The sequence below is a fragment of the Bacteroides sp. PHL 2737 genome, assembly GCF_004115325.2.
Lineage (GTDB): Bacteria > Bacteroidota > Bacteroidia > Bacteroidales > Bacteroidaceae > Bacteroides > Bacteroides hominis.
The window spans coordinates 167,929-184,145 of sequence record NZ_CP040630.1 but is presented as its reverse complement, the minus strand read 5'-3'; the positions used below and the strand labels follow the sequence as shown (position 1 = coordinate 184,145).

The window sequence follows — 16,217 nt, the reverse complement described above, 5'->3', positions numbered from 1 at the left end:
TCATGTTAAGGTCTAGGTTAAAAACCATCACAAACAAACATAAACATTGCTACTACTATAAAACTAACTCCTTAGTTTTATTTTCATTTGGTTAAACACTTGTACAGAGTATTTCCCAAATGCTGTGCCAGAAAGGAAGGCCTGATGTAACCGGTTGATTTGCAGTATGCTAAAAGAAAGATAAAGATGAAGGATAGTGTAGAACACTGTGGAAAGTGTGGAATGGGGTGTGGAAATATTCCACACCTTGCTGTTCGTTAAAGATCGATTCCGTATAGTTTCAATTTATTATATAATGTTTTGCGGTCAATGTCAAGTAATTGCGCGGCGCGACTTTTATTGTTGCCTGTCTGTCGCAACGCCTCCATTATATGCTCTTTTTCGGTATCTTCATCCCGCAATGCCATTTTGGGAGTTGAGGGTTGCGTCTCCTGTATCTCATTTCCCAGTTCTGTGAGACCAATAAAACTACCTTGTGCGAGCAGTGTGGCACGTTTGATTATATTCTTCATCTGTCTCAGGTTGCCGGGCCAGTGATATTCAAGAAGTGCTTTTGAAGCGTTGGCATCGAAGCCGATAAGTTGCTTGTCAAGTTCTTTATTAGCTTGGTCGAGGAAGAAGTTGGCAAAAAGAAGGATATCTTCTCCACGTTCTTTCAGCGTAGGCATTCGCAAAGTGAATTCATTAATCCGATGATATAGATCTTCACGGAATGTTCCTTTTTCGATAGCTTGTTCCAAATTTTCATTGGTTGCAGATACCAGACGGATATCGACTGTTATTTCTGTATTTGAACCAACAGGACGTATTTTACGTTCCTGTAATGCACGAAGAAGTTGAATTTGTATTTCGTAGCTGAGGTTACCTATTTCATCAAGAAAAATGGTACCTCCGTTTGCTGCTACAAATGCACCGGTTTTGTCAGAGAGTGCTCCGGTAAAAGAGCCTTTGATGTGTCCGAAAAACTCAGAAGCAGCCAATTCCTTGGGGATGGAGCCACAATCGATAGCGATAAACGGTTTGTCGCAACGTTTGCTTAACTGATGAATACGGTGAGCTACATATTCCTTACCGGTTCCGCTGGCACCGTTGATCAGGACTGACATGTTAGTGGGAGCTACCAGGCTGACATAATTATAAAGTTGTTTGGCTGCATCGCTTTCTCCCTCCAGATAGGAATGGGATTCCTGTTTGGTTTTGGGACTTTTACCATGTGGGGCTACCTGTGGAAGAGGGGATTCTTTAACTTGAAGGGCTTCAGTTATTTTTTTGAGTAGCTCTTCAGGATTAACCGGTTTGGCAATATAATCTTGCGCGCCCAATTTCATGGCTTGTACTGCTGATTGGATGTCTGCATATCCTGTCATGATAATCAATGGGATATGAAGTTCTTTCTCACCCATCCATTTCAATAGATGGATGCCATCGTGGTCGGGAAGTCGTAAGTCGGAAAGAATCAGATCTGTCGGTTGTGCATCGATGTGCTTTTGCGCACGTGCAATGTTACTTACCGATGATACATTAAACCCTTTTTTGCCTAACCAGGTTTTTAGCATCATTCCGAACGTAATATCATCTTCAACTATCAGTATGGATCTCATGATGTTAGCTTTTGCCTCTTTTTGTGAGCTACAAAGGTAAGAGGTTTTGAGGTAAAGTCGTATATTTGCAGACTTAAATTAAATAAAAGCGTTATGAGAAAGAATTTTTGGATATTATTAATTATACTGGTTTGCGGTGCAGTAGCTTGTAAACCGGGACAAAAGAAAAATGGAAACATGGAAAAAGAAACTGTATTGAAAATTGAGACCTCTTTAGGAGATATCAAAGTGAAATTGTATAATGAGACTCCAAAACACAGAGATAATTTTATTAAATTGGCTGAAGACGGAACATATAATGGGACGCTGTTTCATCGCGTAATAAAAGACTTTATGGTGCAAGCCGGTGATCCGGAATCGAAAAATGCTCCGAAGGGTAAGATGTTAGGTTCGGGTGATGTCGGCTATACAGTTCCGGCAGAGTTTGTATATCCTAAATATTTCCATAAGAAAGGTGCCTTGTCTGCTGCTCGTCAGGGCGATGAGGTAAATCCTAATAAGGAGTCATCCGGCTGTCAGTTCTATATTGTTACCGGAAAAGTGTTCAGTGATTCGACTCTTCTGAATATGGAACAGCAGAAGAATCAGAATAAAGTGACTGAGGCTTTTAATGCTTTGGCACAGAAACATATGAAGGAAATCTATAAAATGCGTAAGGCTAACGATCAGGATGGACTTTTCGCTTTACAAGATACTTTGTTTATACAGGCTGAGGCTGAAGCTGCCAAACAACCGGATTTTCATTTTACTCCTGAGCAGATAAAAGCTTATACTACCGTCGGAGGTACTCCGCATTTGGATGGTGAATATACAGTTTTTGGAGAAGTTATAGAAGGTATGGATGTTGTTGATAAAATTCAGCAGGTAAAAACGGACCGCAGTGACCGTCCGGAAGAAGATGTGAAGATTATCAACGTTTCTGTTATCGAATAAATATGCTGCAGATCAACAGGCATATTCTGAGCAATGGCTTGAGGCTGGTTCACTCACAGGATGCCAGCACGCAGATGGTTGCACTCAACGTTCTTTATAATGTGGGAGCCAGGGATGAAAACCCGGAACATACCGGGTTTGCTCACCTTTTTGAGCATCTGATGTTTGGGGGCTCGGTGAATATACCCGATTATGATGCACCGCTTCAATTAGCGGGAGGAGAAAATAATGCCTGGACCAATAATGATATTACCAACTATTATCTCACTGTACCCCGGCAGAATGTAGAAACTGGATTTTGGCTTGAATCTGATAGGATGCTGAGTCTTGATTTTAGTGAGCGCAGCCTGGAAGTGCAACGTGGAGTGGTAATGGAAGAGTTCAAGCAACGCTGTCTCAATCAGCCATATGGTGATGTCGGGCATTTGTTGCGCCCTTTGGCATATCGGGTTCATCCCTATCAGTGGCCTACCATTGGTAAAGAATTGTCCCACATAGCCAATGCAACATTGGAAGAGGTCAAAGATTTCTTTTTTCGTTTTTATGCGCCCAATAATGCTGTGCTTGCTGTCACCGGAAATATATCATTTGAAGAGGCCGTAAGTCTTACGGAAAAGTGGTTCGGCCCCATTCCCCGTCGGGAGGTTCCTTTACGACAGTTGCCCAAGGAGCCTGTCCAGACAGGAGAGCGCCGCCAGGTAGTCGAGCGAAATGTACCGCTTGATTCGCTTTTTATGGCTTATCACATGTGTGACCGTTTGAATGCCGATTATTATGCATTTGATATTTTATCGGATATTTTAAGTAACGGACGTTCCAGTCGCCTGAATCAGCATCTTGTACAAGAAAAACAATTGTTTTCGAGTATTGATGCCTATATATCAGGAACGATTGATGCCGGTTTGTTTCATATCAGTGGTAAACCAGCTGCCGGTGTATCATTGGAAGAGGCCGAGGCAGCCGTACGTGAAGAGTTGAACGAGTTGCAAACTGCTTTGGTACAGGAACATGAACTTGAGAAAGTGAAGAATAAATTTGAGTCTACCCAGATATTTGGAAATATCAATTATCTGAATGTAGCGACGAATCTTGCATGGTTTGAGTTGAACGGACAAGCAGAAGATATGGAGAAGGAAGTAGAACGTTATCGTGCTGTAACTGCCGACCGTCTGAAAGCAGTGGCACAAACCGCATTCCGTGAAGAAAATGGAGTGGTACTTTACTATAAGAGTAGCAAGGGAGAGCAGGAATGAGACTTATATATAAGAATCATTATAAAGCACTATTTTTTCTTGGCCTTCCTATTGTCATCGGGCAGGTGGGAGTGATTGTACTTGGTTTTGCCGATACCTTGATGATTGGGCATCACAGTACCAATGAACTGGGGGCGGCTTCCTTCGTCAATAATATGTTTACGTTGGCTATCATCTTCAGCACCGGATTCTCGTATGGGCTTACACCCATTGTTGGCGGTTTTTATGGTGTGCGTAAATTTGCTGCTGCAGGACAAGCTTTGCGTTGTAGTTTGCTTGCCAATCTTTTGGTGGGCATTTTGCTAACCGGAATTATGGCGATTCTTTATCTGAATGTGGAAAGGTTAGGGCAGCCGGAAGAATTGCTTTCTCTGATCAAACCCTACTATCTGATATTGCTTGCTTCATTAATTTTTGTGCTGTTATTTAACGGATTCAAACAGTTTACTGACGGAATAACCGATACCAAGACAGCTATGTGGATACTTCTGGGTGGTAATGTGCTGAATATTGTAGGAAATTATATACTGATTAATGGTAAACTGGGATTTCCTGAGTTGGGACTATTGGGAGCCGGGATCAGCACATTGTTTTCGCGCATTGTCATGGTGTTGGTTTTTGTATTGGTCTTTTTTAGTAGCCGTCGTTTTTTGCGTTATAAACTGGGATTTATCCGTTTAGGATGGTCGCGCGCGTTGTTTCGGCAGTTAAATGCTTTGGGGTGGCCTGTCGCTTTTCAGATGGGGATGGAGACTGCTTCATTTAGTTTGAGTACGGTGATGGTAGGATGGTTGGGCACTATTGCTCTGGCTTCCCATCAGGTGATGCTCACTATCTCACAGTTTACTTTTATGATGTTCTATGGGATGGGAGCGGCAGTGGCTGTACGGGTCAGCAATTTCAAAGGTCAAAACGATATCGTTAATGTGCGACGTACGGCTTATGCCGGCGCACATATCATATTGGCTATGGGAATCGTATTGTTATCCATTGTTTTCTTTTTCCGATATCAGGTGGGAGGATGGTTTACTGACAATACGGAAGTGTCAGCGATGGTAGTCGTTCTGATGGTGCCTTTTCTGGCTTATCAGTTTGGAGACGGAATGCAAATCAACTTTGCCAATGCACTGCGTGGCATTTCGGATGTAAAGCCTATGATGCTGATTGCTTTCATTGCCTATTTTATTATTTCTCTCCCGGCCGGGTATTTCTTTGGTTTTGTCATGGGGTGGGGATTGTTCGGAGTCTGGATGGCTTTCCCTTTCGGACTAAGTAGTGCGGCAATCATGTTATGGTTACGTTTCAGGTATAAAACAAGATAAGTTATGGCTATTCCTTCCCGTTTCACAAAAGTAAAGATCGCGGCGGGGTATACTTTGTTGCTGGTCGTGTTATTGTTCTCTCTGTTGTTCGTACATAGGGAGATGGAGAAATTGTCTGATACGGATGATGTACAAAGTTTACAGACGGACAGTTTACTTCTTCTGTTGAAAGAAAAGGATGAAAATACCATCCGGATGCTTCAGATCATCAATGAAGCGAATGAAAGCATGATTACTCCGGTTGAGTTGGATTCCATTATTGCCGAGCAGGATACGGTGATCACCCAGCAGCGTGTGCAGCACCGTATCATTACCAAACGCGATTCTGTTATTACCAAGCGAAAAAAGAAGGGTTTTTTTAGGAGGCTTGGTGAGGTTTTTGTGCCTTCAAAGGAAGATACTGCTGTATTGGTCAATACAGCAGTAGAGTTTGCCACGGACACTATTCTTGAGTCTTATAACCCGATTGACTCGTTACATCAGCGTATACGTACGGTAACCAAGCGGAAGGCAAAGCCGGCAGTACGCCCTAATTATAATGCCCGCCTCCGTCGGATGAACAGGGAACTGACCACTCGCATAGACAGTATGATTACAACTTATGAACAGGTAGTCACCCGGCGTGCTGTGGATAATGCGTCCGAACAGCAAGAGCTTCGCAATAGATCCACTCGAACTATCGGAGGAATTGCCGTTGCTGCTGTATTGTTGTCTGCTTGTTTCTTGATTATGATCTGGCGGGATATTACCCGTAGCAATCGTTACCGTAGAGAATTGGAAGAGGCCAATAAACGTGCAGAAGCATTACTTGAGGCCCGCGAAAAGTTAATGCTTGCCATTACTCATGACTTTAAAGCTCCTCTGGGTTCTATTATCGGATATACGGATTTGCTTTCAGGGTTGACAACGGACGAAAGGCAACGATTCTATCTGGACAATATGAAAAGTTCTTCGCAACATTTGCTTAAACTGGTAAGTGATTTGCTTGATTTCCATCGGTTGGATCTGAATAAAGCAGAAGTCAACCGGGTTACATTCAATCCGGCACAACTGTTCGAAGAGATTCGTGTAAGTTTCAAACCACTGACCGATGCCAAACACTTAGCTTTGGACTACAGTATAGATTCTGAGTTGGATGGACGTTTTATCAGCGATCCTTTACGCATCCGGCAAATTGTGAATAATTTGCTTTCGAATGCTGTGAAATTTACAGTAAAGGGCAATATCGCATTGAATGTCACCTACCATTCATCCAGTGTTCGCATTGAGGTTGCGGATACGGGTAAAGGAATGGCGCCCGGTGATCGTGAGAAGATTTTTCAGGAGTTTACCCGATTACCCGGAGCACAGGGGGAGGAAGGATTTGGGTTGGGACTTTCTATCGTTCACAAACTTGTGACGTTACTTGAAGGCTCGATTAGCGTGCAAAGTACGCTGGGGGAAGGAAGCCGTTTTATTGTCATTTTGCCACTGTATCCGGTAGGTCCTGTTGTCGGGGAGAAGCAGGAGGAGGCAGTTGTTTCAACCTCAGTTTCAGACCAGGCTGGTGATAGAGAAGAAATATCCTCCCAAAAGCTAAATCATGTTTTATTGATTGATGATGACCGGATTCAATTGGCACTGACCGCGGCTATGCTTGAGCAGCAGAATATTCGAGCTACTTGCTGTCAGCAGCCGGACGAGTTGATAGAACAACTTCGTACTTCTTCATTTGACGTATTGCTGACTGACGTTCAGATGCCTGCCATTAACGGGTTCGATTTGCTGAAGTTATTGCGTGCATCCAATATTCCTCAGGCACGTACTATCCCGGTTATTGCTGTTACTGCACGTAGTGAGATGGGCGAACAGGATTTCCGGGAATATGGATTTGCGGGATGTCTGCACAAACCTTTTACGGTGAAGGAATTGTTAGCGATAATAACGGGTGAAGTCCTTGAAAATTCGTCAATCAGACCGACGGAGACCTCTCTTGATTTTCGGGCGTTGACGGCTTTTTCCGAGGATGACTCGGAAGCAGCTTCAGCTATTATTCAAACTTTTATTGAAGAAACGGAGAAAAACCGGAGTCGGATGGAAGAATCTGTCCGGACCATGGATGTGGATGGGATAGCAGGGATAGCACATAAGCTGCTACCTCTGTTTACTTTACTTGGGGCTTCAGGAGTACTTCCCTTACTTTCGTGGTTGGAGCAGCGCCGTGGAGAAGCTATTTCGGACGAAATTGTACGAAAAGCAAAAGAAGCCCTTCAGCAAGTAGATATCGTGCTGACAGAAGCGCGCCGGTATGCGTCAGAGGATCAGTCCCGGTGATTGTTGTGAGTCTACTCATAATATAAAATCATCGTCACTTTAATCTTTTTCCGGATAATTTTGTTTTCTTTGTATCACTTTTTACATTGAGACACAAGCTTCATGAAACGAAAATGGATCAAATGGGTAAGCTGGATTTTGCTTACTCCTGTCATACTCTTTGTGATACTGATGGTATTACTCTATATTCCTCCCGTACAGAATTTTCTGAGAAAGGAGGCTGCTGCTTATGCTTCCAAAGCGACCGGTATGCAGATTAATGTCCGGCGTATCGATTTGCGGTTTCCTTTAAATTTGCTGGTAAGAGGGGTTGAGGTCATTCAGACTCCCGATACATTATTATCACTTGAAAGTTTCAATGTGCATGTGCAGGCACTTCCGCTTTTTCGTGGAAAAGTAGAAGTGGATGATATCACTCTTCGTCAGGTGACTGTTAACTCTGCTGACCTGATAGATGGTATGCGTCTGAAAGGTGTCTTAGGCAGCTTTAAACTCGAAAGCCATGGGGTGGATTTACCCAATGAAGTAGCTGTTATTAATCGGGCCGAATTATCCGATACCCATGTTCAGTTACTTCTGAATGATACTACTGCTACACCGAAAGATACTGCTCAGAGTGAGATTCGTTGGAAAGTTGATTTACGCCATTTGAAATTAAAGAATGTTTCCTTCAGCATGCAGTTACCGGCAGACAGTATGCGTTTGGCAGCCCATGTGGGAGACGCACAAATCAATGAGGCCGAAGCCGATTTGAAGAATCTGCGTTACGGGCTTCGCAGCTTTTTGTTGTCGGGTACTTCTGTGAATTATGATGTGGGTTCGATGGAACCAGCCGAAGGCTTTGATCCGTCACATATTGCTTTGCGTGATATACGTATCGGGCTCGATTCGATGTATTATCGCGGGCGTAATATGAATGCTGTCATCCGTGAGTTTTCGATGAACGACCGGTCCGGGTTAAGTGTCACTTCACTTACCGGGCGTGTGTTTGCCAATGATACTGTCATCCGGGTGCCGGACTTGAAACTGTTGACACCCCATTCTGAAATAAATTTTACGGCACAGACCTATTGGGAGTTGGTGAATATTCCTACGACCGGACGGCTGACCGCACGCTTTAATGCGATGATCGGGAAGCAGGATGTTCTGCTTCTTGCCGGTGGGTTGCCTGATAGCTTCAAGGAGGCCTATCCTTTCCGCCCTTTGGTGATACGTGCCGGTACGGAGGGCAATCTGAAAGAGATGCAGATCACTCGTTTCAGCGCTGAGCTACCCGGAGCTTTCTCACTTTCGGGAGGTGGGGAGTTGCTGAACCTGACTGATAGCGTGGAGCGGTCGGCTGTTATCGACCTGAGAATGCAGACCCAGAATCTTAATTTCCTGACAACTCTGGGTGGAACAAGGGCGGACAGTTCTCTTGTTATTCCCAATCAGATGTCGCTTGTCGCAAAAGCCCGGATGAAAGGTCCGCAATATATGGCGCAACTCTTGCTGAAAGAGGGTGAGGGATCACTGAATGTAGATGCGGCTTACAATGGAAGTACCGAGGCTTATCGGGCCGATCTGAAGGTGGAAGCCTTGCAGCTCCATCATTTCCTGCCTAAAGATTCGATTTATGAACTGACTACATCGGTAGCAGCAGCAGGCAGGGGAACGGACTTTACTTCTTATCGTACGGTTGCTTCACTGAAAGCTTCGTTGGAGTCACTCCATTACGGACGTTACCGTATTTCGGGAATTGAAGTGACCGGTGATGTTAAGAATGCACTTGCCACAGCCCATGTGGTTAGTGACAACCGGTTGTTGAAGATGAACGCCAATGCCGAATATCATCTTGCCAAACCCTACATGGACGGAAAGGCTGATTTGGATGTTACCCAACTCGACTTGTATGAACTGGGTATTGCTCCCAAACCCTTGAAGCATCCTTTAGCTTTTAATTTTACAGCAGAGGCTCGTCGTGACCGTATTTTCACCCATCTTACGGCTGGTGATATGAAACTTAACCTTTCGGCACGTTCCAGTCTGGACAAGTTGATTGAACAATCTATTCACTTTGCCGATGTGCTGATTGAGCAGATTGATAAAAAAGAGCTTGATCATGGAGAATTGCGTAAGGCGTTGCCTACTGCCATTTTTTCGATGTCTGCCGGTAAAGAAAATCCTCTGGCATATTATCTGGCAACAAAAGATATTGCTTTTCATGATATGGGTGTGAAGTTTGGCACCGCTCCCGATTGGGGTATCAACGGAAAAGCTGCTATTCACGCATTGAAGATGGATACCCTGCAATTGGATACGATTTACTTTACTGTCAAGCAAGATACGACTCGCATGAGTTTGCATGGAGGAGTCATCAACGGGCCCAAGAATCCGCAGATTGTATTTAAATCGAGTATTGCCGGAGAAATACGCAACGATGATGCCGAACTCACGTTGCGCTATGAAAATGATAAAGGAGAAATCGGTGTACTTTTCGGTGTGAATGTCCGTCCATTGGTTGAGGGAAGTGGAAAAGGGGAGGGACTTGCTTTCACGCTGATACCGGAGAACCCCATTATCGCTTTTCGGAAGTTCCACTTCGTAGACCGGCACAACTGGATATATCTTCATAAAAACATGCGTCTGTATGCCAATGTCGATATGGTAGATGATGAAGATATGGGATTCCGAATGAAATCAAACCAGAGTGACACCGTGTCATTGCAGAATATTGACGTGGAGTTGCAACGCATCCGGTTGGCTGAGATCAGTAAGGTACTTCCTTACCTTCCTGATTTGTCCGGTCTCTTCTCGGCTGAGGCCAATTATGTGCAGACAGCTACTTCTTTGCAGGTATCTGCCGAGGCCAGTATCGATGAACTGACTTATGAGCGCCAACGTATCGGAGACGTTGCACTTGGGGTAACGTGGCTTCCGGGTGAAAGAGGGAAACATTACATCAGTACTTATCTGACCCATGAGGGTGAGGAAATTCTGATGGCCGACGGTTCGCTTCATCCCTCGGTAACCGGTAAGGACAGTATCGAGGTAAATGCCACAATGGAGCATTTCCCGCTAAAGATAGCCAATGCTTTTGTACCGGATCAGGTTGTTAACCTTTCGGGTGATATGGATGGTGGACTGCACATAACCGGAGATACGGATCAGCCATTGGTCAATGGTGACCTGATTCTGGACAGCGTGTCGGTCTTCGCCCGTCAGGCGGGAGCAAGGTTTACGTTCGACAACCGTCCCGTACAGATTAAGAACAGTCGTTTGATGTTCGACAAATTTGCTATTTTTACCACCAGTAAGAATCCTTTCACGATTGATGGTACAGTCGATTTTCGCGATTTGAGCAGTCCTAAAGTGAATCTGTCGATGTTGGCGGAAAACTACATGCTGCTCAACGCTCCCCGTACTAAAGAGAGTCTGGTATATGGAAAAGTGTTTGTGGACTTTAATGCAACTTTGCGTGGTCCGGTGGATGCGTTGGTGATGCGTGGCAATATGAACCTGCTGGGCAATACGGATGTCACCTATGTCTTGATGGATTCGCCGCTCACTGTGCAAGACCGGTTGGGGGACCTGGTTACTTTTACTTCTTTCAGTGATACGACCACCGTACAGAAAGAAGAAGCTCCTGTCGTGTCACTTGGCGGACTCGATATGATTATGACTGTGCAGATTGATCCCGGAGTCCGGTTGAAAGCGGATTTGAGTGCTGACCGCAGCAGCCGGGTCGAATTGCAGGGAGGAGGTAATCTGAGCATGCAATATACTCCACAAGGAGACTTATCTCTTTCAGGACGATATACCCTTACGGGGGGAATGATGAAATATGCCCTTCCTGTGATTCCGTTGAAAGAATTCAATATAAACAATGGCAGCTATGTAGAATGGACGGGAAACCCGATGGACCCGATGCTAAACCTGAAAGCCACCGAGCGCCTTCGTGCTTCGGTAGGCAGCGAAAGCGGACAGTCGCGTATGGTTAACTTTGACGTGTCGATTGTCGTGAAGAATCGTTTGGATAACCTTTCGCTGGCTTTTGAAATTGATGCACCCGATGATGCAGAAGTGCAGAATCAGTTGGCTTCTATGAGTGCTGACGAACGTGGGAAGCAAGCCATTGCCATGCTGGCTACCGGACTCTATCTTGCAAATTCCGGAAGTTCCGGAGGTGGCGGACTGAATATGGGATCGGCACTAAACAGTATACTTTCCAGTCAGATCAACGCATTGGCGGGTAATTTGAAGAATGCCAGTTTCTCGATGGGGGTAGAAGACCATGATGCTGCCGATGCAGGAGGAAAGCGTACCGACTATAGTTTCCGTTATTCACAGCGTTTCTTCAACGATCGTTTCCAGATAGTGCTTGGCGGCAAGGTATCTACCGGTGCACAAGCTACAAATGATGTTGAATCGTTTATCGATAATATTTCTTTGGAATATCGTCTCGATACATCCGGAACCCGTTATATCCGTCTTTTCCATAATAAGAATTATGAAAGTGTGCTTGAAGGAGAAATTACGGAGACCGGTATCGGTCTGGTACTGCGTAAGCGTATCGACAGATTAAGTGAGTTGTTTATTTTCCGTAAAAAGAAGAAGACGTCTCCTGATACACAGAAGGCTTCATCAACCGGTGAATCACATCAGTAATTGATTAATAAAAGAGATTAAAATAGGATGATACGTAAAAAGATATTTCATATATTTCTTGGCACCATACAAGCCGGTTTGGTAATGCTGCTTTTGGGAGCTTGTTCTACGACCAAACATTTGCCCGAAGGAGAAGTGCTTTATACCGGATCGAAAACTATTATTGAAAACCGTCCGCAGGCACCTTTGACGGACGATGCCCTGACAGAACTGGATGCTGCGCTCGAAAAGGCTCCCAGTACAAAGGTGTTGGGATTCATTCCTATCCCTTTTAAAATGTGGGCTTACAATAGTCTGGTTCATTATAAGAAAGGATTCGGGCGCTGGCTCTTTAATCGATTTGCCGCCAATCCTCCCGTATTCATTTCTACTGTTAATCCGGAGATACGTGCCAAGGTGGGTACTAATTTGCTGCACGATTATGGATACTTTAATGGTACGGTCCGTTATCAGACTCTGCCGGACAAGAAAGACAGCCTGAAAGCAAGCATACGTTATACGGTCGACATGAAAGACCCTTATTATATTGATACGGTTTATTACACTCGTTTCAATCCGCGTACGTTGAGAATCATGGAGAGAGGGCGACGAGGTTCGCTGTTGACACCGGGCGAACAGTTCAATGTCAGTGATCTTGACGAAGAACGTAGCCGTATCAGTGCTTTGCTGCGTAACCGGGGATACTTCTATTTTCGTCCGGATTACATGAAATATCAGGCGGATACTCTGTTGAATCCCGGACATGTCAGTCTCCGGCTGATACCTGTACCCGGGCTTCCGGAAGCAGCACAACGCCCATACTATGTAGGGAAGACATCGGTTTATCTGTATGGAAAGGGTGGAGAAGTGCCTAACAGCACACTTGAATACCGTGGACTTGACATTCATTATTATAAGAAAATGCAGGTGCGTCCGAATATGCTTTACCGTTGGCTGAATTATCAGGCATATGTCCGCAATGATTCTTTACGTAACTCCGCCCATAGCCGCTTGTATAGCCAATACCGGCAGACACGTATTCAGGAACGTCTTTCACAATTGAGTATTTTCCGTTATCTCGATCTGCAATATATACCTCAGGACTCTACGGCAACATGTGACACACTGAACGTACGTTTACAGGCTACATTTGATAAACCGTATGATGCCGAACTGGAATTTAACCTGACGACCAAGAGTAACAACCAGACCGGGCCGGGGGCATCTTTCGGGCTGACTCGTTACAATGTATTCGGTGGGGGAGAAACGTGGAATGTAAAATTGAAAGGTTCTTATGAATGGCAGACCGGGCAGAATAAAGGAAGTTCATTGATGAATAGCTGGGAGATGGGAGTGTCTACGGCTTTGACTTTCCCCCGGGTGGTATTTCCTTCTTTCGGAGGACGTGAATATGACTTCCCGGCAACAACTACTTTCCGTTTGTATATCGACCAGCTGAACCGTGCCAAATATTATAAACTATTGGCGTTCGGGGGGAATGCCACTTATGATTTTCAGCCGACTCGTACCAGCCGTCACAGCCTGACACCCCTCCGGGTGACTTTCAATGTGCTGCAACATACAACAAAAGCTTTTGAAGAGATAGCCGAACAAAATAAGGCATTGTACCGCAGTTTACAGAATCAGTTTATTCCGGCCATGGAATATACTTATACGTTTGATAACGCAGCTTTGCGCGGGGTGCGTAATCCTATTTGGTGGCAGACTACGTTTACTTCTGCCGGAAATATCACTTCCGGCATTTACCGTATTTTCGGACGGAAGTTTAGCCAGAAAGACAAAAAGTTGTTTGGTGTTCCTTTTGCTCAATTTTTAAAGGTGAACAGTGATTTCCGTTATACTTGGAAGATCGACAAGAATCAGTCCATAGCCAGTCGTGTTGCAGGAGGAATTATCTGGGCTTATGGCAATACTAATACGGCCCCTTACAGCGAGCAGTTCTATATCGGAGGTGCCAATAGTGTACGTGCTTTTACTGCACGGAGCATTGGTCCGGGTGGATTTCGTCCCACGAAAACATCCAAGGGGCTTTATCTGGACCAGACCGGGGACATCCGTATGGAGGCTAATGTAGAATATCGTTTCCGCATTTATGGTGACTTGCATGGTGCTGTCTTTTTGGATGCAGGTAACGTCTGGATGTTGCGTAAAGATGATGAGGCGCCGGAGAAGCAATTGCGCTGGAAGACTTTCGGTAAACAGATTGCTTTGGGAACGGGTACCGGTTTGCGCTATGATCTCGATTTCCTTATTTTGCGTCTGGATTGTGGCGTACCTTTGCATGACCCATACGATACGGGAAAGAAGGGATATTACAATGTGACCGGTTCTTTCTGGAAAGGGCTGGGGGTACACTTTGCTGTAGGTTATCCGTTCTAAAATAGTCGATGGCGATGAACGGAGTAAGAAAATTCTTCATACTTCGTTCTTCATTCTTCATTCTATTTTGTACTTTTGCAACGATATCTGATGAGACACATCACTAACCTTTTAATATTCACAGTTATGAAACCAACATTATTTGTGCTTGCTGCCGGCATGGGCAGTCGTTACGGAGGATTGAAACAATTGGACGGACTGGGTCCTAACGGCGAAACTATCATGGATTACTCTATCTACGACGCTATTCGTGGTGGATTTGGTAAAGTTGTATTCGTTATCCGTAAAGATTTTGAGCAGGATTTCCGTGATAAGATTCTGAGCAAATACGAAAATCATATTCCGGTGGAACTTGTGTTCCAGGCATTGGATAACCTGCCCGAAGGCTTCACTTGTCCTGCCGACCGTGTAAAACCCTGGGGTACTAACCATGCTGTCCTGATGGGTAAAGATGTTATCAAGGAACCATTTGCCGTTATCAATGCCGATGACTTCTACGGACGTGACAGCTTTGCTGTATTGGGTGCCGAACTGTCTAAGATGGACGGTAAAAAGAACGACTACTGCATGGTAGGTTACCGTGTAGGAAATACGCTTTCAGAAAGCGGATCTGTAGCCCGTGGCGTTTGCGAGACAAATCCGGAAGGTTATCTGACTACTGTGGTAGAGCGTACTGCCATCGAACGTATCGACGGTAAAGTATCATTTAAGGACGAAAACGGTGAAATGCAGACAATCGGTGATAACACTCCGGTTTCAATGAATATGTGGGGATTCACTCCCGACTATTTTGCTTATTCGGAAGAGTACTTCAAAGAATTCCTGAAAGAAAACGAAGGAAACCTGAAATCAGAATATTTCATTCCGTTGATGGTAAACAAGTTGGTGAACGAAGGCACTGCTCGTGTGAAAGTTCTGGATACTACAAGCAAATGGTTCGGCGTGACTTATGCAGCCGATCGTCAAGGTGTAGTAGATAAGATCCAGGCATTGGTAGATGCAGGTGAATATCCTAACAAACTGTTCTAAAGCTAATTTGCTCATTTCTATAATGTAGATTTTGAAAGGGACGTCTTTGTGAAGATGTCCCTTTTTAATATCAAGCCGGATCACACCTCTTCTGTGTGATTCCTTCCGATGAACTTTAAATCACCATTCGGGTTATGATGGTAAAGATTGTCAATTTGTCAAAGTGTCAAATTGATAATATGATTTCTCTATATCTCGTTTTTTCGGACCGCAATCCGATAAGGTTCATAAAAACGGCTTACAGGCAAATATCCGTTTGCGCTTTTGATTTTGTTTCATTCATAATGGCGGTAAATGGAAAGGAAGTATGACCTTCCTGTTTCTAAATCTTTTCTTCGAGGAGTTTTGCCTACTCTTTTGATACTTTGTAAAGGGCGACCGAAGAAAGGCAAGCAGGAAAAAATCAGTTGCTCTCGCCACCCGATTATCGTTACAATATATGTAATCTGCCAAAACATATAGAGATATTCAGAAAAGAAGTAAGCATTTTCCGAAAATGCTTACTTCTTTTCACCCGAATGCTTACTTCTTTTGGGGTAAATGCTTCCTTCTTTCCGAGAAAACAAAGGCGCAATCGGCTAAAAAGCCCGGCTTTTCTGCAAAAAAAATCTTTTACTGGGCTCTGTTTCTTCTGCTTTGACCCGGAAACAAAAAGGGCTTGTAAGTGAAACCTGCAATTCGGTGTCTTTTTGATGTCTGTGTTTGCAAATGGGTGTCGATTCTTTATAAGGAAATAAAGT

The 16,217-nt window shown here is 44.4% G+C and carries 7 protein-coding genes and 2 pseudogenes; 7 read left to right on the top strand and 2 right to left on the bottom strand.

The window, feature by feature from the left end:
• Positions 1-257: 257 nt before the first annotated feature.
• Positions 258-1,178, bottom strand: a pseudogene (locus DBK98_RS00755) (sigma-54 interaction domain-containing protein); the annotation flags it as partial.
• 54 nt (positions 1,179-1,232) lie between these two features.
• Positions 1,233-1,604, bottom strand: a pseudogene (locus DBK98_RS23530) (response regulator); the annotation flags it as partial.
• Between the two features lie 90 nt (positions 1,605-1,694).
• Between DBK98_RS23530 and DBK98_RS00750 the strand changes: the two are divergent.
• From DBK98_RS00750 to DBK98_RS00720, 7 genes are all read left to right on the top strand, one after another.
• The gene (locus DBK98_RS00750) at positions 1,695-2,534 is read left to right on the top strand and encodes a peptidylprolyl isomerase (RefSeq protein ID WP_005783032.1); all 840 of its coding nucleotides are present in this window, start codon (positions 1,695-1,697) and stop codon (positions 2,532-2,534) included.
• A 5-nt stretch (positions 2,535-2,539) separates the two neighbouring features.
• The gene (locus DBK98_RS00745; protein WP_370539148.1) at positions 2,540-3,787 is read left to right on the top strand and encodes a M16 family metallopeptidase; all 1,248 of its coding nucleotides are present in this window, start codon (positions 2,540-2,542) and stop codon (positions 3,785-3,787) included.
• Positions 3,784-5,109 carry an MATE family efflux transporter gene (locus tag DBK98_RS00740; protein ID WP_005810956.1) on the top strand — a complete coding sequence of 442 codons (1,326 nt, stop codon included), beginning with the start codon at positions 3,784-3,786 and terminating at the stop codon, positions 5,107-5,109. The genes DBK98_RS00745 and DBK98_RS00740 overlap by 4 nt, the downstream gene beginning before the upstream one ends.
• Before the next feature lie 3 nt (positions 5,110-5,112).
• Positions 5,113-7,422: an ATP-binding protein gene (locus tag DBK98_RS00735; protein WP_005810954.1), complete on the top strand. Its 2,310-nt coding sequence runs from the start codon at positions 5,113-5,115 to the stop codon at positions 7,420-7,422.
• A gap of 102 nt (positions 7,423-7,524) precedes the next feature.
• Positions 7,525-12,069: a translocation/assembly module TamB domain-containing protein gene (locus DBK98_RS00730; RefSeq protein ID WP_032535410.1), complete on the top strand. Its 4,545-nt coding sequence runs from the start codon at positions 7,525-7,527 to the stop codon at positions 12,067-12,069.
• 27 nt (positions 12,070-12,096) lie between these two features.
• Positions 12,097-14,448: an outer membrane protein assembly factor gene (locus tag DBK98_RS00725; protein ID WP_005810951.1), complete on the top strand. Its 2,352-nt coding sequence runs from the start codon at positions 12,097-12,099 to the stop codon at positions 14,446-14,448.
• Positions 14,449-14,574: 126 nt separating this feature from the next.
• Positions 14,575-15,477 carry a hypothetical protein gene (locus DBK98_RS00720; protein ID WP_005783042.1) on the top strand — a complete coding sequence of 301 codons (903 nt, stop codon included), beginning with the start codon at positions 14,575-14,577 and terminating at the stop codon, positions 15,475-15,477.
• The last annotated feature ends 740 nt before the right edge of the window (positions 15,478-16,217 follow it).

Bases quoted from the DNA above. Each gene is read 5' to 3' on its own strand.
- DBK98_RS00740 (WP_005810956.1), top strand. From the start codon at position 3,784: ATGAGACTTATATATAAGAATCATTATAAAGCACTATTTTTTCTTGGC.
- DBK98_RS00720 (WP_005783042.1), top strand. From the start codon at position 14,575: ATGAAACCAACATTATTTGTGCTTGCTGCCGGCATGGGCAGTCGTTAC.
- DBK98_RS00725 (WP_005810951.1), top strand. From the start codon at position 12,097: ATGATACGTAAAAAGATATTTCATATATTTCTTGGCACCATACAAGCC.
- DBK98_RS00735 (WP_005810954.1), top strand. From the start codon at position 5,113: ATGGCTATTCCTTCCCGTTTCACAAAAGTAAAGATCGCGGCGGGGTAT.
- DBK98_RS00730 (WP_032535410.1), top strand. From the start codon at position 7,525: ATGAAACGAAAATGGATCAAATGGGTAAGCTGGATTTTGCTTACTCCT.
- DBK98_RS00750 (WP_005783032.1), top strand. From the start codon at position 1,695: ATGAGAAAGAATTTTTGGATATTATTAATTATACTGGTTTGCGGTGCA.